Source organism: Algoriphagus aurantiacus, from assembly GCF_035156405.1.
GTDB classification, from domain to species: Bacteria; Bacteroidota; Bacteroidia; order Cytophagales; family Cyclobacteriaceae; genus Algoriphagus; species Algoriphagus aurantiacus.
In genome coordinates this window covers 99,794-122,704 of sequence record NZ_JAXRUT010000006.1, presented here as the reverse complement: position 1 = coordinate 122,704, position 22,911 = coordinate 99,794, and the positions used below count along the sequence as shown (strand labels likewise).

Genomic DNA, 22,911 nt, shown 5'->3' with positions numbered 1-22,911 from the left:
GATAATCTATTTTTACACCAAAATAGAAGAAAATTTTCATCTTCATTAAAACCCTATCTTTATAATGAATACCCTTTTTGGAAGCAATCTCAAATATGATGTGAAAGCCAGTCTTGTGGTTTTCTTAGTGGCATTACCACTTTGTTTGGGAATTGCAATTGCAAGTGGTGCACCTCCAATGTCGGGCCTAATTGCGGGAATTGTTGGAGGAATAATCGTTGGGGCCCTATCTGGATCACATGTAAGTGTTAGTGGTCCGGCAGCGGGATTGACAGTAATTGTACTCGATTCTATTAGCAGTATGGGGACTTTTCCCCTTTTTCTAGCTACCCTTGTTGTAGCTGGTTTGATCCAGTTGGCTTTGGGGATTTCTAAAGCTGGTGTAATTGGATATTACTTTCCACATGCTGTCATTAAGGGAATGCTTACTGCAATCGGCTTGATTCTAATCTTAAAGCAAATCCCACATGCCCTGGGCTACGATGTTGACTTGATGGGTGATCAGGCATTTATGCAGACTGATGATCATAATACATTTTCTGAAATTTGGTATGCAATCAAATATCATAGCATAGGTGCGATACCAATTGTGGTGATTGCAATGGGTATTTTGATACTTTTTGAAAGGCCAAAAATTAAAAATCATAAGATTCTAGGAGTCGTTCCTGGCGCTTTATGGGCTGTTTTATCTGGGATATTAATCAATTTTCTTTATGGAATTTGGAAGCCTGAATGGCAGCTTACAGGAGATCACTTAGTAAGTATTCCAGTTTTGGATAATTTTGGACAATTAGGTGATTTGCTGACTTTTCCAGATTTCTCCATGATTGGCGAAAGTACTTTTTGGATTGTAGCGGCTACCATTGCGATCATCGGAAGCCTTGAGACTCTATTGAGTATTGACGCGGCAGACAAACTCGACCCAATGAAAAGGACTACTCCGCCAAGTAAAGAATTAGTGGCTCAAGGCATAGGCAATTCTATCTCTGGGCTAATTGGAGGACTCCCCGTGACTGCTGTGATCGTGAGAAGTTCAGCCAACGTTGCTTCAGGCGCTAAAACCAAAATGTCTGCCATCCTTCATGGAATATTATTGATGATTTTAGTATTGAGTATTCCCAATATTTTAAATATGATTCCGCTCAGTTGTCTTGCTGCAGTATTGTTTTTAGTGGGATACAAACTTGCTAAGCCAAGCATTTTCATAAATATTTACAAAAATGGATGGGATCAATTTATTCCTTTTATTGTCACTGTAGTTGCCATCCTATTCACTGATCTTTTGGTGGGTATAGGTATTGGAATGGTATTCGGATTATTCTTTGTTGTAAAAACTAATTTCGTTCGCGCAGTAACGTTGACTGAATTGAACGGAAACTACCTTTTAAAACTTCAAAAAGATGTCTCTTTTTTAAATAAGGCGATATTAATGAAAAATCTATCTAAAATTCCATCAGATAGTAAAGTGATAATTAATGCTCAAAGAGCACAATTTATTGATCACGACATTCAGGAAGTATTAAATGACTTTATAGCTTCCTGTTCAGACAGAAATATTACAATTAAAGTAGATGGATATCAGCATCAAACCCACGAAAACATATGAAACCTTACGAGAAATTGTTAATACAGAATAAAGCTTGGTCATCCGATCAAAAACTGACCGATGGGAAATTTTTTGAAAGATTAGCCAAGCAGCAGTCCCCTAAATTTCTTTGGATAGGTTGTTCTGACAGTAGAGTTCCTGCAAATCAGATTACAGGGACGGACCCGGGAGAAATTTTTGTACATAGAAACATAGCAAATATGGTAGTTCATACTGATCTCAATTTGCTTAGTGTTTTAGAATATGCTGTAGCAGTACTTAAAGTAGAGCATGTCATCGTATGTGGTCATTATGGCTGTGGCGGAATAGAAGCTGCACTAAGTAACAAGAGCTTTGGTATCATCAACAAATGGCTTCTCAATATCAAAGAGGTATATAAGCAATACCAAAAAGAGATTGATTCAATCGAAAATCATGATGAGAAAGTAAATGCTCTGGTAGAATTCAATGTAATCGAACAATGCCAAGATCTAATAAAAACATCGATCATTCAAAAAGCATGGAGAGATAGATCGGCGCCCAAAATTCATGGATGGGCTTATGGGCTAAATGATGGATTGATCAAAGAATTGGTAAATATTGATCCTGATTTTAACAATATCAATCCTATTTTCAGGTTCGATCAGGAAGAATTAGATAAATAATTCAAGTTTTTCAGGTCAGCGAGTGAAAATATATTTTGATTTTCAACTCGCTGACCCTTTATTTGCATCATCCTTTCACTTTTAAGTGCTCGGATTTATAAAGAAGAGGCGAGAGACAGGCTCATAGACCCTCTGGCAACCTGGAAAGTCCAAGGTGCCAATTCCTGCCAAAAGAGATATTCTCCTTTGGAACTATAAGTTCATATTAAAATGCACTCAGGACACACCTTACAAACTTCTATTTCAATACTATCGTTAGTAAAGCATCATGCTTTATTCCCGTGCTGATTCTATTTCTGCCTATTTCGAATAATTCGTTATAGGCTTTTTAATGTTCACTATTTTTCAAACCATAAATCCAAAAAAATCATGTCAAAAACCCTTCACTTCGACACACTGCAAGTTCATGCTGGCCAAGAACCAGATCCAGCCACTAACTCTCGCGCAGTTCCTATCTATCAAACTACTTCCTACGTATTCAATTCTGCAGAGCATGGAGCAAATCTTTTTGGCTTAAAGGAATTCGGGAATATATACACCCGAATCATGAATCCCACCACGGATGTATTTGAGAAAAGAATAGCAGCACTGGAAGGCGGTGTGGCAGCTGTTGCTACCAGCTCAGGCCAAGCAGCTCAATTTCTAGCATTGAACAACATCATGGAAGTGGGAGATAATTTCGTGTCTAGTCCATTTCTATACGGAGGAACTTTCAATCAATTTAAAGTTTCATTTAAAAGAATAGGCATCGAAGCTAGATTTGCCAAAGGAAAAGGTCCTGAAGATTTCGAAGCACTCATCGATGAGAAAACTAAGGCAATCTATCTTGAGACAATAGGAAACCCTGAATTCAATGTTCCTGATTTCGAAGCTATTGCAGCTGTAGCCAAGAAGCATGATATCCCATTGATAGTAGATAATACCTTTGGAGCCGCTGGATATTTATGCCAGCCTATCGCCCATGGAGCAAATATTGTCACTTCCTCAGCTACCAAATGGATTGGTGGACATGGTAATTCCATTGGAGGTATAATAGTAGATGGAGGTAACTTCAACTGGGGCAATGGTAAATTCAAACAGTTCTCAGAGCCTTCAGAGGGATATCATGGCTTGAATTTCTGGGAGGTATTCGGAGAAAATAATCCACTAGGACTGCCCAATATTGCCTTTGCAATACGCGCGCGAGTAGAAGGACTTCGTGATTTTGGACCTGCTATCAGCCCATTCAATTCTTTTCTCTTATTACAAGGAATAGAAACACTTTCACTAAGAGTGCAAAAAACAGTGGAAAACACATTAGCCTTAGCACAGTGGCTAGAAGCTCATCCTTCGGTACAGAAAGTAAATTACCCAGGATTGGAATCATCTCCATACCATGAGTTGGCTAAAAAATACTTGAGAAATGGATTTGGAGGAGTTTTGAGCTTTGAACTGAAAGGAGATAAAGAACAAGCTTCAACTTTGATCAATAACCTGGAGTTGATTTCTCACTTAGCCAATGTAGGCGATGCTAAAACACTAATCATCCAACCAGCAGCTACTACCCACCAGCAGCTTTCAGATGCTGAACAACTTGCGGCCGGTGTCACTCCTACTCAACTGAGAATTTCATGTGGTATCGAACACATCGAAGATATCAAGTCAGATTTGCAACAAGCATTCGATAAAATCTAATTCTATAAATGAACCTTAAAAGTCAATACGCTACGATTACTATGTCCCAGGAAACATTTCATTCTAGTACACCTTTGCATCTGGAATCTGGAGAAATTCTTTCTGAAATTGATATTGCCTATACCACCTATGGGCAACTCAATTCGGATAAATCCAATGTGGTCTGGGTTATTCATGCGCTTACCGGCGATTCTAATGCATCAGAATGGTGGAATGGTCTGATAGGCGAAGATAAATTCTTCGATCCTGCTAATCATTTCATCATCTGTGCAAATCTGCTGGGATCATGTTATGGTTCTACGCAGCCGTTTAGTGAAAATCCTAGTACCGGAAAGCCATATTATTACGATTTTCCTCAGATGACCAGCAGGGATATGGCCGTAGGACTAGAGCGATTGAGGGTTCATTTACAACTAGACAGTATCCATAGCTTGATCGGTGGTTCTCTGGGAGGGCAAGTTGGACTGGAATGGGCGTACCTGCTGGGCACTAAGCTTAAAAATGCAATTATTTTAGCCTCCACAGCTAAAAGCACTCCTTGGGTTATTGGCTTCAATGAAACTCAAAGAATGGCTATAGAGTCTGATTGCACTTGGGGTGAATGCCATGAATTGGCAGGAAAAAAGGGGTTGGAAACAGCACGTGCCATAGCAATGCTAACCTATAGACACCCATTGGATCTTAAATCTAAGCAGGTGGATACTGATGGTAAAATGGATGATTATCGTGCCTCCTCCTATCTGCGCTATCAGGGTCAAAAATTAGCGAGTAGATTTAATGCACTCTCCTATTGGACACTCAGCAAAACGATGGATTCCCATGATCTTGGAAGAAATCGTGGTGGATTGGATATTGCCTTAAGTAAAATCGAAGCAAATGTGTTGGCAATTGGTGTGGATTCTGATTTACTCTTTCTCCCAGAAGAATCTCAGTATATCAGCCAAAAAGCGAAAAAAGGGACTTACAAGGAAATCACTTCTTCAGCTGGACACGATGCTTTCTTGATTGAATTTGAGCAGCTTTCCTATATTTTGAAATCATTTTACCTACAGCAAAAGCACTAAACGTTAATAAAATACATTGGTAAAAAAATAAGGCAGAAATTTCTTCCTTATTTTTTTACCCTATTCCATTCCACAGTTCGACTCACCCACGAATCGCCTAAAAAACCTTTGATCTCAAGAATGTCTTTCTTTTTAAGTTGTAATTCGCAATTATAACTTTTGCCAGATTTCGGGTCGTAAATTTTGCCGTCGCCCCAAATCCCATCCTTATACCTTAACCCTTCTAAAATAGTGAGCCCCATCAGCGGACGGTCCCTTAGAACTAGTTCTTCATTTAAACCATCGGTATATACCTCCGAAGTATCTTCATCTTGCATAAGCCAAATGATTTTGCCAATCATTTGAGAATCATTTTCCATGATTTCTATCTGGGCGGTTTTCTCTGTATTCCACCACACACCTTTGATTTTTGATTTGGATTGGGCAAGCGCACTTTCACTTCCTACTAGTATCAAGAAAATGCATATCGAAGCAAATTGACAAGTTTTCATAAAAAATCAGTTTAGTAAAATTTAAATTAGGCTAGATTTGATTTTACCCAATAACGTCCTAAAACCATACCTAATTATTAATGTATTCTAGTATTACGTTTTCTGGTACTATCATTCAGTTGCTACCTGAGAAAGCAATTTGGATTGCTGAAAGCTCAACTTTATTTATTGCTGACTTGCATTTTGGGAAAGCCGCACATTTCCGAAAATCAGGAATTCCCATACCAGAACCTATTCATAAACATGATTTAGAGACACTTACAGCACTAATAAAAAAATATTCTCCAACTGATTTTTACATTTTAGGTGACTTATTTCATAGCGATTGGAATGAACAATGGGAATCATTGAACGCATTCTTGTCAGACTTTAATCATGTCCGATTTCATCTGGTTAAAGGAAATCATGATGTACTGCCTCCCTTGGCTTATCGTCAATCATTATTTCAAATTCATGAAAATCCAGTCGAAATGGGGAATTTATTTCTCACTCATGAGCCAGCTAAGCATATTCCTGAAGGAAAATTGAATATCTGTGGACATATACATCCCGGAGTTCGCCTGTATGGCAAAGGCAGGCAATCTATAAGAATATCATGTTTTCATCAAAGCGAGAATCAACTGATACTTCCGGCATTTGGTAGATTTACAGGTCTTTCTTTAGTCAAGCGTAAGGCACAAGATCACATTTATGGAATTAGTGGAGAAAAAGTCATTAAAATCCTTTATCAAGAATAGATTGGCAATATCCTTGGGGAAAGTTACTTTTGAGCAGAAATCATAATATATGGCCAACTATCCACGAAAGAAAAAGACACTAGGGCACTTCAAATTCGGAAGTGTTCTCTTCAGCACTACCCTATCACTTTTTATAGTAGGTCTTTTCGGAGTGATCTTGATCCAGGCAAAAACACTGACAAGTATGATCCGTGAGAATATCGAGGTACAGGTATTCTTGGAAAAAAACTTGGGACAAAAAGACCTTGATGCGATTCATGACAACCTTTCCAAGCGATCTTTTATCCTTCAAAAAGGAGATACGCTGAATCTAAAGTTTGTATCAGATGAGGAAGCAGCTTCTACTTTTATAGAAAGTACAGGAGAAGACTTCACTAAATTCCTGGAAGACAATCCACTTCGCGACAGTTTTGTGTTGACAATCGCGGAAGAGTTTCAGACTTCAGAGCAATTAGAAGCTATTGTAGCTGAAATCCAGGCAATTCCAGGGGTATTTGAAGTTTCTTACATGACCGATTTGGTGGATTCAATCAACAAGAATTTACTCAAAGTAAGTTTAGTCTTAGGCGGGTTTATTTTGATTTTGATCATTACCGTAGTCATGTTGATCAATAATACCATACGTCTGGCCTTGTTCTCTCAGCGTTTTTTGATCCGTTCTATGCAGCTGGTCGGTGCTACCAGAGGATTTATCAGAAAACCATTTCTGTCCAGAGCATTCTTATTTGGAATGATGGCAGGTGCTTTTGCATCAGTGATTCTATTCGCTTTGGTGAAATATACTCAGGCGAATATTGAAGGATTCGCAATGCTTCAAAATCAACAATTGTTATTAGCTCTCTTCGGTATTTTGATTACAGTGGGCGGAATTCTCTCTGTACTCAGTACCTTGCGAGCAGTAAATAAGTATTTAAATATGTCTTTGGACGAACTCTATTAATAATGAGCAAATCTTCTTTCCCTTTTTCCCGCAAAAACTACAAGCTGATGTTTATTGGCATTGCGCTTATAATACTAGGTTTTATCATCATAGGCTTAGATGGTGAACCGCACGGTAACGGCGTTTTGGGACTTACTATCGGTCCGATAGTGACCTTGGCTGGATTTATTTTTGAGTTCTATGCGATTTTTGCCAAAACTGAAAGCAATTAAAAAAACGTGGAAATTATTGATGCGATTATCCTTGGGATCATTCAGGGATTAACAGAATTTTTGCCGGTTTCCTCCAGCGGTCATCTTGAACTTGGAAAGGCAATTTTAGGAGAAAGTAAAATGCCTGCAGAAGGTCTAATGTTTACGGTTGTAGTTCACTTTGCCACAGCCTTAAGCACTATTATTGTATTCAGAAAGGATATTGCAGAAATCTTCATAGGATTATTCAAATTCAAATGGAATAATGAGACACAATTTGTAGCTAAAATAGTCCTCTCCATGTTCCCTGCTGCGATTGTAGGAGTTGTATTCCAAGAGGAATTAGAAACACTATTCGACGGACAGATTGTTTTTGTGGGCTGTATGCTCATTTTGACAGCCGTCCTACTCTATTTGGCTGATAAAGCCAAATTTACTAACCAGCCAGTGACTTTCGGACAGGCACTGCTCATCGGCATAGCGCAGGCAATTGCGATTCTTCCTGGTATTTCCCGGTCTGGAGCTACGATCTCCACATCTGTTCTCCTGGGGATAGATAAGGCGAAGGCTGCGAGGTTTTCATTTTTGATGGTCGTTCCGTTAATCTTGGGAAAAATAGCCAAAGATATTTTAGATGGAGGTCTTTCATTGGAGACAGAAGGAATCGGATACCTTAGTGCAGGATTTATTGCTGCTTTCATAGCTGGCATAGCTGCATGTACCTGGATGATCAAACTTGTAAGAAGCAGTAAACTCAGTTATTTTTCAATTTACTGCTTTGTAGTTGGCGTGATTGCTATAGTAGCAGGATTATATTTATAGAATGCAAGAACCTTACGGAGAAGTATTTTTGATCAACAAACCACTTGAATGGACATCTTTTGATGTGGTAAAAAAAGTCCGAAATGCACTGCGGATCAAAAAAGTAGGACATGCCGGAACGCTTGATCCTTTGGCTACAGGATTGTTGATTGTTTGCGCCGGAAAAATGACCAAGCAAATTGATTCTTTTATGGGGCAAGAAAAGGAATATACTGGCACCTTCGTTTTAGGATCCACCACGGATTCTTTTGATTTAGAACAACCCATTGTGCCTGTTTCTGACCCCTCACATATTTCGCTAGAGCAAGTACGAGCTGCTGTAGCTGAACTTACAGGTGATATTATGCAAGTTCCTCCTATGCACTCTGCAATCAAAGTTGATGGAAAACGGGTCTATGAATCTGCCAGAAAAGGCAAAGAAGTAAAAATGGATCCACGGCCTGTCACGGTGAGTGAATTTGAGATTACCAAGTTTGAAAACCCAACTGTCGAGTTTAGAATCGTTTGCTCTAAAGGCACTTATATCCGAAGTTTGGCGAGAGACCTTGGCGAGAAATTGAATGTGGGAGCTTACATGAGTTCGCTTTGCAGAACAAGAATTGGTAATTTCAAACTCTCAGCAGCACATGAGCTTTTACCTTTGGTAGAAGAAATCAAAGCAAGAACAAATGAAAATCTATGAAGGCCTAAGTGATTTCCCTAAACTCTCCAATGCAGTGGTCACAAGTGGGACATTTGATGGAGTGCATCTCGGGCATCAGAAAATCCTTCATCGCATTCGAGAATTAGCTCGCTCCATAATTGGTGAGACAGTTCTTATTACTTTTTGGCCTCATCCCAGGTTGGTGTTATACCCAGATGAGCATAACCTGAGACTTTTGAGCACTTTTGAAGAAAAGGCTAAGCTACTTCGGCAATTTGGTATTGACCATTTGATCACGATCCCCTTCACCAAAGAATTTTCCCAACTTTCTTCCAAGGAATTTATTGAGTCAGTATTGGTAGATACAATACAAACCAAAAAACTGGTCATAGGCTATGATCATCGGTTTGGGAAAAATCGTGAAGGAAGTTTTGAATACCTGCAAGCACACCATGAAGAATATGGGTTTGACTTGGAGGAAATTTCCAGACAGGACGTGGAAGATATTGGCGTATCCAGTACAAAAATCCGTCATGCACTTGAAAACAGCGATATAGCCACTGCCATTAATTATCTTGGAAGACCTTATGAACTGAATGGTCTGGTGATCAAAGGACAGCAGATCGGTCGATCCATCGGATTCCCAACTGCCAATATCCATATCCCCAATGATTACAAACTTATCCCCAAAGATGGCGTTTACGCAGTAGAGGCTTTGGTGAATGGTGCACTGTACAAAGCCATGCTGAACATTGGAAATCGACCAACCGTCAATGGAACCCAAAAGACAGTAGAGGCCAATTTATTTGATTTCCAAGGAGATTTGTATGATAAACAGATCACTATTTATATTAAAGCATTCCTTCGTGAAGAGAGAAAATTTGATGGTTTGGAAGCCTTGAAAGAACAACTTTTTATTGACCAGAAGAATGCCAAAAACTTGCTATAAACCCAAAATATATGATCAACAAAACAGTAAATAATGCCCGTGAAGCAGTAGCAGATATTCCCAGCAACTGCATGCTAATGATGGGAGGCTTTGGTTTGACCGGCATTCCCGAGAATTGCATTTCCGCTCTCCTAGAAAGGGATATTTCTGGCTTGACTATCGTATCAAACAATGCCGGCGTAGATGATTTCGGTATTGGTCTATTACTGAAAAAGCGAATGGTCAAGAAGATGATTTCTAGCTATGTGGGAGAAAACGCAGAGTTTGAAAGACAATTATTGAGCGGAGAACTTGAGGTGGATTTGATTCCACAGGGAACGCTTGCAGAGCGAGTTCGCGCAGGTGGAGCTGGAATCCCCGCTTTCTTCACTCCTGCCGGAGTCGGTACAGAAGTAGCTGAGGGAAAAGAATCAAGGGAATTTGATGGGAAAATGTATCTTCTGGAGAGCTGGCTTAAAGCTGATTTCTCTATCGTAAAAGCATGGAAAGGTGATACTGCCGGCAATTTGATTTTCAAGGGAACAGCAAGGAATTTCAATCCTATGATGGCTGCTGCTGGTAAGATCTGCATAGCTGAAGTAGAAGAATTGGTACAGGCAGGTGAACTCAACCCAAACGAAATTCACACACCCGGAATTTATGTACAGCGTATTTTCCAAGGAAAAGACTACGAAAAGAGAATAGAGCAAAGAACAGTATCTAAATAGGTAGACAATTTCGGTTCTCCTTCTCGTCTTTTTCTTATTGACTTCAAAACCAAACCCAAAATGCTTACAAAAGATCAAATAGCCCAGAGAATAGCCAAAGAGGTAAAGAATGGCCAATACATAAATTTAGGAATAGGGATTCCCACTTTAGTTGCCAATTACATTCCTGATGATTTGGAGGTTGTGCTCCAATCGGAAAACGGATTGCTGGGAATTGGCCCCTTCCCCACCGAAGATCAAATTGACCCGGATCTGATCAATGCCGGAAAGCAAACTGTGACAATGGCAAAAGGCTCAGCACTTTTCAATTCCGCAGAATCCTTCGCTATGATTCGGGGCGGACATGTGCATTTGACTATCCTAGGTGCGATGGAAGTTTCGGAAAATGGAGACATATCAAACTGGAAAATCCCCGGTAAGATGGTCAAAGGAATGGGTGGTGCCATGGACCTCGTAGCTTCTGCTGATAATATAATTGTCGCTATGCAACATTGCTCTCGATCAGGGGAATCAAAACTTCTTCCAGAATGCTCACTTCCTATCACGGGAATCCGTTGTGTAAAGAAAATAGTCACTGATCTAGCTGTTCTGGAAATATCCCCGAATGGTGGATTTATCCTTAGAGAAAGAGCTCCCGGAGTTTCGGTAGAAGAAATCAAATCCAAGACTGCTGGTAAGCTGATCATAGAAGGTGAAATTCCTGAGATGATTTTTGAATAAAATCAGGCAAAAATGAACTCAGGCAATGCTCGTGAAGTTAACCTGATTAATTTTGCAAAATCAACACAGGGTTCCATAGGGATCAAATTACAACGCATGAAATCGAGCATGTCACAGGCGACAGACAGAGGGATGATAATAAACCCTGCGAGATTATTTGACCAATAGAAATCAATTATAACACATGAAAAACTCAGAGATTAAATTCCAGGTCGATTTAGATGAAAATAGCTTTCCTAAAACAATCAAATGGGACGCATCAGATAAAGAAAGTGCTGGTCTTGAAGATACTAAAAGCATTAGTCTAAACGTTTGGGACAATCAGAATCATAGTACACTTCGAATCGATCTATGGACAGAAGAAATGTCGGTAGTAGAGATGAAGCGTTTTTATATTGACATCTTAGGTGGAATGGCTCAAACAATCTTAAATAGCACCGCTGACGAATATATGTCTGAAGAGATCAAAGAGCTATGCGATCGTTTGGTAAAACATGTGAATGAAGAAAACAAAGCAGGCTAATTGCCTTATAAATATCTTGGAAAAGCCCGGCAATTGCTGGGCTTTTTTGGTGTTAATCTATTTGATCGAAAAAAAACATAGTTTTTCGAATTGTCAACAAAACAGGTGGCTAGCTTATGGATTATCAATAAAGTCATCAAATATTTTTTGATTTTCAAGTGAATGCCTCAGTTTCCAACTAAACCAATATTTAAAGCACTTTGACTTATATTAAATTTTGAATATAAAATATCAATTATTCATTTTTTAGGCTAATTTTCGCCTATTACTTAATGAATTTTCGCCCTAAATTCAATAAACCCTAATATTAACTAAAATAGCCTATGAGCAATTTTACATCAAAAATCAGGACCTCAGTGTTCTTACTAACGCTCCTGGTTTCCCTAACGGCAAGCAAGGTTTTTAGCCAGACAACCATTTCTGGCACAGTAACCGATGCAGAAACCAAAGAGACCCTAGTTGGCGTCAATATTTTGGTGAAAGGAAAGGTAGTCGGAACAATATCCGATCTCACTGGTAAGTACTCTTTAAATGTTAATCAGGAGCCACCATTAACGCTAGTATTTTCAATGGTGGGTTACAATACCCAAGAAGTGGAGATAACAAGTGGACAATCTTCACTGGATATACAACTTGTAGAATCCGCCATTCTGGGTCAAGAGGTCGTTGTATCTGCATCAAGAGTAGAAGAAAGTGTGCTTCAATCTCCTGTATCAGTAGAAAAAATGGATATTATCGCTATTCGCGATGCTCCTCAAGCAAGTTTCTATGATGCGATAAATAACATGAAAGGTGTAGAAATGAGTACACAATCCCTCCTATTCAAATCCTTTAATACGCGTGGATTTAATGCTAACGGAAACGTAAGAACAGTTCAGCTAATCGATGGAATGGACAATCAAGCTCCCGGATTGAATTTCTCTGTAGGAAATATAGTAGGTATCTCAGAGCTCGATCTAGAAAGTGTAGAATTATTACCAGGCGCTTCCTCAGCACTCTATGGTCCGAATGCCATCAATGGTATTTTGCTGATGAATTCAAAAAGTCCATTTCTGTACCAAGGACTATCCGCAAGCGTAAAAACAGGCATCATGGATGAAAGTGGTAGATCTAAAGCATCTACTGGTTTCTATAATTTCAGCGCTAGATATGCCAAAGCTATAAGTGACAAGTTTGCCTTCAAGGTGAATTTCGAATATCTAACAGCAGATGATTGGCAGGCAAATGATTTCCGGGATCAATCTCTTTTAAATGGCTCTACTCTTCAAACTGGAACTACCTCAAATAACCCCGCTTATAATGGAGTGAATATGTACGGAGATGAAACCAACGTGAATATGTTAGCTGTAGCGCAATCTATGGTAAATGCCGGGGTTCTGCCAGAAGCAGCACTTCCCTTAATTCCAAGCATGGCGGTTTCTAGAACTGGCTATATGGAGAGAGATATAGCTGATTATGGCACCAAGTCGGTAAAATTAAACGCGGCACTTCATTATAGAATCAACGATAATGTTGAAGCTGTCCTTCAAGGTAATCTTGGATTTGGAACTACCGTTTACACCGGAGCAGACAGATATTCCCTAAAAGATTTTATGATGGGACAATACAAAGCTGAATTGAGAGCGTCAAATTGGTACCTCAGAGCCTATACTACCCAAGAAAGATCTGGTGATGCATTTGCAGTAGGTACTGCTGCACAAGGCATCAATGAAGCTTGGAAAGCAAGCACCCAGTGGTTTCCAGAATACGTAGGGGCTTATGCACAAGCTATTGGAGGGGGTCTTCCAGCAAATCAGGCTCACTTAGCTGCTAGGGCTTTTGCAGATCAGGGAAGGTATATGCCTGGAACTTCTGAATTCCAAAATGCCTTGAATGGTGTTTCTTCAAGACCTATTCCAGGTGATCAAAATGGTGTCGGGGCAAAGTTTGTTGACAGCAGTAATCTGTATCACTTTGAAGGATCTTACAATTTCTCAGAGCAAATCAAATTTGCTGAGTTTGTAGTAGGTGCCAATTATAGAATTTATGACTTGAATTCAAATGGGACAATATTTGCCTTGGACGAAAGCGGAAATGAGTTCAATATCCAAGAATATGGAGGGTATGTACAAGGTTCGAAAAAACTGTTCAACAATAAATTCAAACTGACGGCATCCGCTCGTTATGATAAAAACGAGAACTTTGAAGGACAATGGTCTCCTCGTTTATCTGGGGTATTTACAGAAGGAAACCACAACTTCAGAGCTTCCTACCAGACTGGCTTCCGGATTCCAACTAACCAGGATCAGTACATTGATCTAAATACACCACAAGCCCGACTGATTGGAGGATTGCCATTCTTTGCAGATCGCTATAATTTGAATGCAAATCCTGGTTATACTCTTGCTAATGTAACTAGCTATGGTGGTGCAGTCGCTGCTGATACACAACCTGACTCTCCAGTGTATCAACAGAGTATTCAGCAAGCTACCACCATAGCAATCGAACAAGCTACTATTTATGTAACTGGAGAGGTTCAAGCTGGAAATATACCTCCAAGCGAAGCTCCTGCAGCTATCGCAGCACTTGTACCAACTCTAGTGCCTGGAATTGCAGCTCAACTAGTTCCTGTGAATGCCGCAGGAGCAAATATTAGTCAACTGCAGCCCTACGAAGTCAAAGAATTCAAGCCTGAGCGGGTGAAATCTTTTGAAGTAGGTTACAAAGGAATTTGGGGACAAAATCTGTTGGTTGATGCTTACGCATATTTCAATAGATTTGAAAATTTCAATGGTAGCCAAGTATTAGTTCAAGATGCATCGGATACCGGCCTAGCTGGTCCCAATCCTTTAACAGGCTTAAATCTAATTGGTGTTGGTCCTGGAGGCAGAAAAGTTTATTCCATGCCTGTAAACAGAACTGAGATTATCAAATCTTGGGGCTGGGCCGCTAGTTTGGATTACAGACTTCCAAAAGGATATACTATCGGAGGAAATGTTTCTTTCAATACACTCTCCAACTTGGATGAGTTAGCAGAGACAGGTTTCCAGCCTAGTTTCAATACTCCTGAGTATCGTTATGTCTTGAATTTCGCAAATAGAGAAGTTATAGATAATCTTGGCTTTGCGGTAGCATACAGATGGCAAGGGGAATTCGCATGGCAATCCTCTTTTGTAAATCCAGCTGTTTCCACCCGACAATTAGGGATAATTCCTGCCTACGGTACTTTCGATGCTCAAGTGAGCTACAAATTGAAAAGCATCAAGTCAATTTTGAAAGTAGGTGGCTCTAACTTATTCAGCAATGGCTACACCCAAGCTTGGGGTAACCCAACTGTGGGAACGATGTATTTTGTAAGTTTGACATTTGATGAGTTCTTGAATTAACCAATTGCACAACCAAATCTAACATGGAGCTATCCCAAAACCGGGATAGCTCTTTTTGTTTTATCTCACGAACTGCAAAAGACCAATAGTTCTAAAAGGGAAATTGCGGGATGATAGAGCTCTTGTTATACATCTTTGATCTTATTTTCCGCAAGTGTACCAAGCCCACTTAAAAAATCCGGGAAGTATCCGAGTAGAGCTTAGTGAAATTGGACTTGTCATTTGCCTCAGTATTTACCTAGGTAATTCATGATCGTTTAGAAAAGCCAAGTATAAGCTTTCACTCTTTAGCTTCAAATAAAAGCTCAAAACAACAGAATACTTGATTTATGTAGCAAGGCATTCCGAGCCTGAAACAAAAAGGGATCACCACAAAAGTGATGATCCCTGTATGAAGTTAATTGAAATTCAGATTTCTCACTCCCATTCCTTAGTCATGGTATTGAGGAAGCTTAATAAATCTCTAATTTCTCTTTTACTCAGCAGCGCTTTCATATCAGGCATGCTTGATGGTGAATTCGTACGCTCTGCAATATTGCTATTCATGATCAACGTATCAGGCTTAGCTCCTACTTTTATAACTAAGCCGTCTTTTTGCTCTTCCATTAAGGTTCCATTGACAGCAGTTCCATCTTTCAGCTTAAGCTGAACAAAACCATAACCTGGCGCCAATCGCTTACTTGGATCAATCAACGCTTCCAGAAGTTCTGTTTTTGTGACTTTATTAGCCACACCATTCAAGTGTGGACCAGCCACTCCTCCCATATCATCGTAGCCATGGCAGCGAATACATTGGGCTGTTTGATTTTGGAAAAATATATTCCTCCCAGCTCTTACACTACCACCTTCGAGTGCTCCACTATAAAGTGCCACCAAATCTCCATTTGTACGCGTTTCTTGCACCTGGTCATATTTGGTTCTCAATTCAGGTGATTTCGTAGCATCAATGGCTTCTTCCAATTCGATCAATACTTCGTTTGGTAATTTATCTTTGGATAGATCATCCAAGAGTGTATTCCATAGTGGAAGCTCAGCTGAATTTTCAAGATTTCCAAGACTTAGTAGTGCCGCCTGTTTTTCGTCAGTTGTTCTGTTTTGAATTACGTCCTGTAGCAAATTCACCATTAAGTCTTGAGAAATGTCTGTTTTGGTCAATAAATCCAAACCTACTACGCGTACTGCTCTAGAATTATCCTTCATAGCTATTTCTATAGGTTCTGAAATAGATTCAGGATTAGCATTCGAAAGTGCCAATATTGCAGCTACCCGTACATTTTCAGATTGATCATTTTTAAGTAAGGAAACCAGTTTCGATTCAGCATCAGCAATCTTTAATTTTCCGATTGCTTTTACTCCAGCTTCCCGGATTACTTCATCTCTATCATTCAAGGCCCCTATCAAGGTGGCTTCTACTGACTCCTGTATTGGAGCAAGTTCTCTTTCTACACTTCCACGATTTCTCCCGTCTACACGATCAAGTACAGAAGGCTTAGCCCAGGTACCCAAGGTGGCAATAGCCTCTGCTTTCAAAATGGAATTTACCCCTGGCTTAGCAATATAGGACTTAAGATTATCCATTGACTTCTGTGTTCCAACTCTCAGGTTTGCACTGATTGCTCTTCTAATCAATGGTTCATTTTCAAAGCTTGTAGTTACTAAAAGATCTCCCAACACTGGAAGTGCATCTTCTATGGAGAAATCATCGTTGATCGCTCTGGCAGCCTCTGTAACGATGTACTCATCTTCATCAGCCAAGAATGCTGTAATCCCAGGATCTGCCATTCTACGTAGTGCCAAGACAGCTCCAAGACGAACCGCATTGGAAGGATAAGAAGCTAGCGCAATAATCGCCTCTTTCTTGTTGATTCTTGCCAAGGCTAAACTTGCTGCATGACGTAAAAATGCGTCTTCGTCATTATTAGCTTCCAATACTCCGATCAAACCATCAAGTGCAGGTTCGTAGGCGATTCTTCCCAACGCTTCGGAGGCAAAGAATCTAACCCGGATTTCACTGTCAGTCAATAACGGCATCAGCTCTGCACCGGCTTTCTCATATTTTATATCTCCAAGCCACTTAGCAGCCTGAGCTCTGATTTCAGGATCGTTGTCTTTCAGTAAAGGAATCAAAGCATCTGCGTAGTCCATTTTCTCCATTCTTGCCAATTGGCTGAAGCCTACGATGGCATGAATTCTCGCATATTGATTAGATTTCTGATCTATTGCCGCTTGGAATACTTCAGCACCATCATCACCTCTTTTAGCTAGTTCAAACTGGGCTTTCCTTCTGATTCGCATGTCCTCATCTCCCAAATAGCCGCTTAATGCTTCATCAGTAAGCGTTTTGAAATCAGTTTTCATTACCTGAGCAGTGATCTTTTTGGCTTCCCAGTCAGCCCCACCTTCATCCTCAATTTTCCAAATGCGTCCGTAGTTTTTGGTACTCCATCCTTCTATCCAATCGGCAAAATATAGCGAGCCATCCGGGCCAAAGTCCAAACCTGTTGCCAGAACACCTGACATGATATTCTCTGTTTGAGACATTTTAAATGAAGCCCCGTCAGGCTCCAGTTTGAAAGCGTGAATTCCGGATCTAGTTGGATTGCCTACAAAAGAGGCTACAAAAAAAGTATTTTTCCATTTTTCTGCTAGAGCAGTTCCTGGATTATACACCATTCCGGTTGGGCCATTAATGTAGTTTTGTATGGTTGGAGTGATATAAGCTGCCTGACCTTCATGTCTGGGAAGATATAATTTTTCGTCCATCCAGACCTTGTAGGTATTGTTATCCGGATCACGGTATTTCCCAAATTGCCAGTTGGTTCTCCAGCCCGTATCCGAACCGTTAACTAGATAAACTAGTCTTTCGCTTTCTCCTGCATGATCTCCATCATTATCGACGGAAATTAAATTGTTATATACATCAAAAGTAAACTCATGCGTATTTCTTACGCCCATAGCGAAAATCTCAAAATCACTTCCATCAGGATTTGCACGTGCTACTACTCCTCTATTTGGATATTTCCATTCAGTGCCATCTGGCCCTACTCCATTGAAACCAATGTCTCCAATTCCCCAATAGATTCTACCATCTGGCCCTAATTTAAGCCCAGACATTCCGTGTCCTCCAAAACCGATATGAATGCCGTAGCCATGAGAAATTGACTCTTTCTCATCCATAATGCCATCACCATTATTATCTGTAAGTCTCCATACGTCCGGACCTACTCCTACAAATAGGTTATCCTCCAATTTCAACAAAGCTCCGGCAACATCCGTAGTCACATCATTGAAATCCTGAACCATGATCTGCGAATAGTCTGCAAGACCATCACCATCTCTGTCTTCAAGGCGATATAGCTCTTCTCTTTCAACTGTCATATCCCGCCAGTCATGTGATCCGTCACCGTTCACATCACCAAGCCAAGTATTTTTATCAGACATTTCGGGAGATAGCGTCTTTTGGAGAAAAGCTCTTTTTTCTTCGATAGTTTGAAGACTTATAGATTCTATTTCCCATTCTTGATGTCCTCTAATATCAAATTCAGAGTTTTTCTGTCGATTGGTACGTGTATAATACAAACTACCATCGTCAGTTACCTGGATCGAAATCGGATCATAAACAAGCGAGTCAACTGCCCATAAGGAAAGCTTAAGCCCAGGACTAAGTGTAGGGTTAACTGCTCCTTCAGCTGCCTGTACCATAGGAGCAATTTCTTCCTGGGTCAAAGTTCGTTCTCGGAGATCCACTTTTTCAGTCTTACTACAAGAAATCAAAAGGGGAATTGATGCGGCCAAAATAATTTTGGCGAAGTGAAGTTTAATTTTGGGTTGAGGCATAGGTTAATTTTATTATTCCAATCTTGAAATTAACAAAATAAAAAATGGCTTTCTAGCCATTAATAAAAAAGGCTGTAAAAACAAAAATCCCGACCAAGGATCGGGATTTTGTTCACTTTAACCACTAACAACCATAAAACAAAAATTTCTTAAGACAAAGCAGGGATTGAGCTTAAACGTCTTGGTAGTCGGTACGGGAATCGAACCCGTGTTTTATCCGTGAAAGGGATACGTCCTAACCCCTAGACGAACCGACCATACTAAATCAAAAATATCTCACAACTTCCTGTAATTCAGGCGACAATGTAGTCGGTACGGGAATCGAACCCGTGTTTTATCCGTGAAAGGGATACGTCCTAACCCCTAGACGAACCGACCATTAATGACCATAAAAAACTTGCTTTTTCAAATGGTTGTGCAAATATAGAGGCTTATGTTTTTAAAACCAATTTGGCCTCAAAAATTTCTGTTGATTTAAGCTAAAAAGCTGATCTAAAAGGAATAAAATTTTCTTAGAAGGGTTTGTGGATGATTTTCCTATTTTTGATTCCCCATTTGAAAACTACGTATGCAACCAACTAAAGAGATCAAAATTGCTATAAACGGTTTTGGACGAATAGGCAGATACACAGCAAAACTAATCCTAGAAAAAAAAGGGTTTAAACTTGTCGCTATTAATGATTTAGCGGATCAAACTGCCATCGCCCATTTGCTGAAATACGATTCAATTCACGGTAAATCAGAGAGCACAATTGAACTTCACGACTCGATTCTTAAAGTTAATGAACATGAAATTCAGCTATTTGGACTTTCCGATCCTGAAAAACTTCCATGGGAAAGTTTAGCTATTGATATAGTCATCGAATGTACAGGGAGATTTACAGATCGTAATGGTGCAGAAAAGCATTTGACAGCAGGCGCAAAAAAAGTAATTATCTCTGCTCCTTCCCTAGATCCAACTATCAAAATGGTGGTTTTGGGAGTGAATGATTCCATTTTAACTGGCGATGAAAGAATTGTTTCCAATGCTTCCTGTACTACGAATTGCTTAGCTCCTATGGTGAAAGTGCTGGATGATATTTTCGGGGTAGTCAAAGGATTCGCTTCTACTGTCCATTCTTACACTAATGATCAAAACCTCCATGATGCCCCGCATCGTGATCTAAGAAGAGCTAGAGCAGCTGCATATTCGATCATCCCCACGACTACCAATGCTGGTAAAGCATTGGATGAAATATTGCCTGAGCTGGCAGGCAGAATAGAGGCTTCTGCGATGAGGGTACCTGTACCCGACGGTTCCTTGACTGATATGATCCTGGAACTGAAAGAAGAAGTCACCGAGGATCAGATAAATACGGCTTTCAGAGAAGCAAGCAAGGGCTATTTGAAGGGATTTCTTGAAGTTGAGGACTCACCTATTGTATCTATTGATATAATAGGTAATCCGCATTCCTGCATTATTGATTCTGCTCTCACTTCAGCAAAGGGCAAAATGATAAAGCTTGTAGGATGGTATGATAATGAAGCGGGCTATGCCAACCGTTTGGTCGACCTGGCCCGCCTGATGTCACATAAATAAGTGAGTCTACGCTTTTACCCTGTTGAGAGAAAGAAGTTTTACTATATAGTTTGGAAGGTTCTTGGTGTTATCTCTTTTATTCAAGTTCAAATACCACCCTAATTTCTCCATGATTGGAACTTTGAAGGTTTCTACCATTTCTATCCAGGTGCCGTCAGGATCTTCTAAATAAGAAAATCTTCCAGCAGCTTTCCCCATATCAAATTCATTTCCACTATCTACGGTAAGTTCTATTCCGTCTTGCGCAAGTTTATCTTTGATCTCTCCCATGCCGTTTACGTCAAAGCATAAATGAATAAAGCCTAAATCCCCCCAATTTCTATTTTCAAAGGCTTTATTCCGAGGTTGGCTTTGAGTCTCTATTAATTCAATCTGCGTCTGACAGAATAGTTTCCCAAAGGCTCCAGTCATAGTGGATGAACCCTGTAGAATAGCTCTTCTATATTCTGAGTCCCCTTCTCCTAATTGAGCAAAATCATCCCATTTACCCTTTCTATCGCAGAGGATCTCCGTTTGCATTAAATGCTTTTGATAAACAGGCAACGCCTCATCAACAGATGAAACCCCGATTACAACTCCTAATACACCACCTGTAAGATCCTTATTTTTGCTAAACCAAGAGCCATTTTCAATCAGTTCAAATGTATTTCCAAAAGGGTCTTTTACATAAAAATGCCAAACCCCTAATGGGTTTTTAAAAGGTTTACCAAGCATGACAGCTCCTACACTTTTTAGGTGAGTATAGGTTTTTTGGATATTATGACAGCGCATTTTCACTGCCAAGATTCCCAAATCTTTCCAAGTAAGTTCTTGCTCAGATGCCAGTGGCTCTTTTGAGGTATACTGCCAAATCTCAAATCCGCCGCCTCCTTGCATATTCAAGGCAAGGATAGCATGTCTGCTTTCTACCTTACCAGAAGTATAACGAGTCATTAATTTAGCTTCAGCACTGTCTTGAAAGATCGGCACATCCATCTTAAATGCTTTCCTGTACCAAGCCCATGCCTCGTTTGCATCTTTTACCCCTATCCCAACTTGCTGGATTCCGTTGATTGTTGCTTTATTCATTCAACTACTGTTATGCTTTTTATTCTTTTGGTTTAAAAAATTTAAATATAAACTTTTGATTGACGCTGGCTTAACTTTTAACAAAAAAAGAGAGAAAGCTGTCAAATTAGCCAGCTGCACCTTTACCCAACTATTTCCTTTGTATTTGCGAGCGGAAACAGTCATTTCATCTTGAAGAACATGAAAATCATATGTTTGACGAATTCTACTTACCAGTTCAAAGTCCTCCATAATACAAAATGATTCGTCATAGCCGCCTAAAGCTTCAAAAGATGATCTTTTAATAAATAGAGATTGGTCGCCTCCTCCAGAGAAAACTCCATTAAAACGTGTAAACCATGAATTGAATTTTAGAAGGGTACAGTCACTTTCAAATCGATAGCAAAAACAGCCCACATTTTTTCCTTTCGCAACGTTGGCTAGAATCACTTTTGCAAAGTCCTTAACGGGTCTGGTATCAGCATGCAGAAAGTAAAAAATACAGCCTCTAGCATGTTGAGCACCCAAGTTTAATTGTGCAGCTCTATTACAGATTGGCGATTGTACCACAAACGCGCCGAAAGATTTAGCAACAGCTATGGAATTATCTTGTGAGCCCCCATCTACAACAATAATTTCACTAATCACTCCATCGCCATATTTTATAAGATAAGGAATCAATTCTTTTAGATTCACTTCCTCATTTAGACAGGGAATAATTACAGAGATTTTGTCTGTATCAGTCAACTTTACGTTTTATCGAGTAATTTTTAAGGTTATTTTCAAGTACTACTTTTTGCAAAATCCCATTTTCATAATGAAAAGTATTGGTGTTACCATTTACATCGATTTCATACACGCCTTTCTCAAGCTCTATCACTTTGGTGAGCATTCCGAAATTCTCTGAAATCAATTCATCACCATCTTTAGGCTCGTGAAAATATAGTTTAGCTGGTGTACCAAAGACAGCCTGATCAATCGACTCTTCATTATGAAATTTATACGAATTGGCATCTACGTCATAATGATCCTTATTCCAATTGACAGTTGTTACAAAGTTGCCTCGATTCGAATCTGATTTAGTCGTAGCTTTCATTAATTGGTCATTTTGGAAATTTACATTTTGTAGAAACTCCACATGGATTTTACCAAAAAACCAGAACTCAACTTTACTGTGAATTTGATAGTCTTCTGATGCTCCTTCAGTGATTTTGTGGGCTTTCATATTGCCAATAGTGAACCCAGCAAGCACAATATCATAGTCATTAACCACCTTTTGAGCAGATACAGAGTTAATTCCTCCTATACCCAGGACGAAGCAAACCAAAAATATTGGTGAAAACTTTGTATTAATAAGTTTCATTCAGGCTAT

Annotated in this window: 20 protein-coding genes, 2 tRNA genes and 1 riboswitch; of the genes, 15 read left to right on the top strand and 7 right to left on the bottom strand. The window is 39.7% G+C overall.

All coding sequences use genetic code 11. The features are described from left to right. The first annotated feature begins 64 nt into the window (after positions 1 to 64). The 4 genes from SYJ56_RS08330 (at position 65) to SYJ56_RS08315 (ending at position 4,988) form a co-directional block, all read left to right on the top strand. A complete protein-coding gene (locus SYJ56_RS08330) occupies positions 65 to 1,606 on the top strand; it encodes a SulP family inorganic anion transporter (protein WP_323833360.1) in 1,542 nt (513 codons plus the stop codon). Continuing rightward, positions 1,603 to 2,250, top strand: coding sequence for a carbonic anhydrase (locus tag SYJ56_RS08325; protein WP_323833358.1), 648 nt, complete (start codon positions 1,603 to 1,605; stop codon positions 2,248 to 2,250). Before SYJ56_RS08330 ends, SYJ56_RS08325 begins: the two co-directional genes overlap by 4 nt. Positions 2,251 to 2,342: 92 nt before the next feature. Beyond that, a riboswitch (SAM riboswitch) is annotated at positions 2,343 to 2,451 on the top strand. Positions 2,452 to 2,619: 168 nt separating this feature from the next. Further along, positions 2,620 to 3,924, top strand: coding sequence for an O-acetylhomoserine aminocarboxypropyltransferase/cysteine synthase family protein (locus SYJ56_RS08320; RefSeq protein WP_323833356.1), 1,305 nt, complete (start codon positions 2,620 to 2,622; stop codon positions 3,922 to 3,924). 8 nt (positions 3,925 to 3,932) lie between these two features. Next, complete coding sequence (locus SYJ56_RS08315) at positions 3,933 to 4,988, top strand: homoserine O-acetyltransferase family protein (protein WP_323833354.1); 1,056 nt, start codon at positions 3,933 to 3,935, stop codon at positions 4,986 to 4,988. Between the two features lie 47 nt (positions 4,989 to 5,035). Here the strand turns inward: SYJ56_RS08315 and SYJ56_RS08310 are convergent, their stop codons facing one another. Beyond that, positions 5,036 to 5,479, bottom strand: coding sequence for a DUF2147 domain-containing protein (locus tag SYJ56_RS08310; protein WP_323833352.1), 444 nt, complete (start codon positions 5,477 to 5,479; stop codon positions 5,036 to 5,038). Positions 5,480 to 5,559: 80 nt separating this feature from the next. On the opposite strand from SYJ56_RS08310, the gene pdeM reads away from it, so the two are divergent. From pdeM to SYJ56_RS08260, 10 genes are all read left to right on the top strand, one after another. Further along, entirely contained in the window at positions 5,560 to 6,216 is a 657-nt protein-coding gene (pdeM, locus tag SYJ56_RS08305) for a ligase-associated DNA damage response endonuclease PdeM (RefSeq protein ID WP_323833351.1), read from the top strand. Positions 6,217 to 6,265: 49 nt separating this feature from the next. Continuing rightward, on the top strand, positions 6,266 to 7,156 hold the full coding sequence (locus tag SYJ56_RS08300) for a cell division protein FtsX (protein ID WP_323833349.1): 891 nt from the start codon (positions 6,266 to 6,268) through the stop codon (positions 7,154 to 7,156). Between the two features lie 2 nt (positions 7,157 to 7,158). Next, positions 7,159 to 7,368, top strand: a complete 210-nt coding sequence (locus SYJ56_RS08295; RefSeq protein WP_323833347.1) for a DUF3098 domain-containing protein — start codon at positions 7,159 to 7,161, stop codon at positions 7,366 to 7,368. 6 nt (positions 7,369 to 7,374) lie between these two features. Next, a complete protein-coding gene (locus tag SYJ56_RS08290; RefSeq protein ID WP_323833346.1) occupies positions 7,375 to 8,169 on the top strand; it encodes an undecaprenyl-diphosphate phosphatase in 795 nt (264 codons plus the stop codon). A 1-nt stretch (position 8,170) separates the two neighbouring features. Then, on the top strand, positions 8,171 to 8,851 hold the full coding sequence (gene truB / locus SYJ56_RS08285; RefSeq protein WP_323833344.1) for a tRNA pseudouridine(55) synthase TruB: 681 nt from the start codon (positions 8,171 to 8,173) through the stop codon (positions 8,849 to 8,851). Beyond that, positions 8,838 to 9,761 carry a bifunctional riboflavin kinase/FAD synthetase gene (locus SYJ56_RS08280; protein WP_323833342.1) on the top strand — a complete coding sequence of 308 codons (924 nt, stop codon included), beginning with the start codon at positions 8,838 to 8,840 and terminating at the stop codon, positions 9,759 to 9,761. The genes truB and SYJ56_RS08280 overlap by 14 nt, the downstream gene beginning before the upstream one ends. An 11-nt stretch (positions 9,762 to 9,772) precedes the next feature. After that, positions 9,773 to 10,468: a CoA transferase subunit A gene (locus tag SYJ56_RS08275; RefSeq protein ID WP_323833340.1), complete on the top strand. Its 696-nt coding sequence runs from the start codon at positions 9,773 to 9,775 to the stop codon at positions 10,466 to 10,468. 60 nt (positions 10,469 to 10,528) lie between these two features. Next, the gene (locus SYJ56_RS08270) at positions 10,529 to 11,188 is read left to right on the top strand and encodes a 3-oxoacid CoA-transferase subunit B (RefSeq protein WP_323833338.1); all 660 of its coding nucleotides are present in this window, start codon (positions 10,529 to 10,531) and stop codon (positions 11,186 to 11,188) included. 184 nt (positions 11,189 to 11,372) lie between these two features. Beyond that, positions 11,373 to 11,711, top strand: a complete 339-nt coding sequence (gene gldC / locus SYJ56_RS08265; RefSeq protein ID WP_323833336.1) for a gliding motility protein GldC — start codon at positions 11,373 to 11,375, stop codon at positions 11,709 to 11,711. Between the two features lie 323 nt (positions 11,712 to 12,034). Then, entirely contained in the window at positions 12,035 to 15,076 is a 3,042-nt protein-coding gene (locus SYJ56_RS08260; RefSeq protein WP_323833335.1) for a TonB-dependent receptor domain-containing protein, read from the top strand. Positions 15,077 to 15,493: 417 nt separating this feature from the next. Here the strand turns inward: SYJ56_RS08260 and SYJ56_RS08255 are convergent, their stop codons facing one another. From SYJ56_RS08255 to SYJ56_RS08245, 3 genes are all read right to left on the bottom strand, one after another. Beyond that, entirely contained in the window at positions 15,494 to 18,913 is a 3,420-nt protein-coding gene (locus SYJ56_RS08255; protein ID WP_323833334.1) for a HEAT repeat domain-containing protein, read from the bottom strand. A gap of 182 nt (positions 18,914 to 19,095) precedes the next feature. Next, positions 19,096 to 19,170 (bottom strand) — tRNA-Glu (locus SYJ56_RS08250). Positions 19,171 to 19,219: 49 nt separating this feature from the next. After that, positions 19,220 to 19,291, bottom strand: a tRNA-Glu gene (locus SYJ56_RS08245). A gap of 190 nt (positions 19,292 to 19,481) precedes the next feature. Between SYJ56_RS08245 and gap the strand changes: the two genes are divergently transcribed. Continuing rightward, positions 19,482 to 20,492 (top strand): type I glyceraldehyde-3-phosphate dehydrogenase, encoded by a 1,011-nt coding sequence (gene gap / locus SYJ56_RS08240; protein WP_323833333.1) that lies wholly within the window; start codon positions 19,482 to 19,484, stop codon positions 20,490 to 20,492. 6 nt (positions 20,493 to 20,498) lie between these two features. Here the strand turns inward: gap and SYJ56_RS08235 are convergent, their stop codons facing one another. The 3 genes from SYJ56_RS08235 to SYJ56_RS08225 are packed head-to-tail and all read right to left on the bottom strand — an operon-like array spanning position 20,499 to position 22,902. After that, positions 20,499 to 21,560: a VOC family protein gene (locus SYJ56_RS08235; RefSeq protein WP_323833331.1), complete on the bottom strand. Its 1,062-nt coding sequence runs from the start codon at positions 21,558 to 21,560 to the stop codon at positions 20,499 to 20,501. Beyond that, positions 21,561 to 22,286: a TIGR04283 family arsenosugar biosynthesis glycosyltransferase gene (locus SYJ56_RS08230; protein ID WP_323833330.1), complete on the bottom strand. Its 726-nt coding sequence runs from the start codon at positions 22,284 to 22,286 to the stop codon at positions 21,561 to 21,563. Next, the gene (locus SYJ56_RS08225; RefSeq protein ID WP_323833328.1) at positions 22,279 to 22,902 is read right to left on the bottom strand and encodes a DUF6134 family protein; all 624 of its coding nucleotides are present in this window, start codon (positions 22,900 to 22,902) and stop codon (positions 22,279 to 22,281) included. Before SYJ56_RS08225 ends, SYJ56_RS08230 begins: the two co-directional genes overlap by 8 nt. Positions 22,903 to 22,911 lie beyond the last annotated feature (9 nt).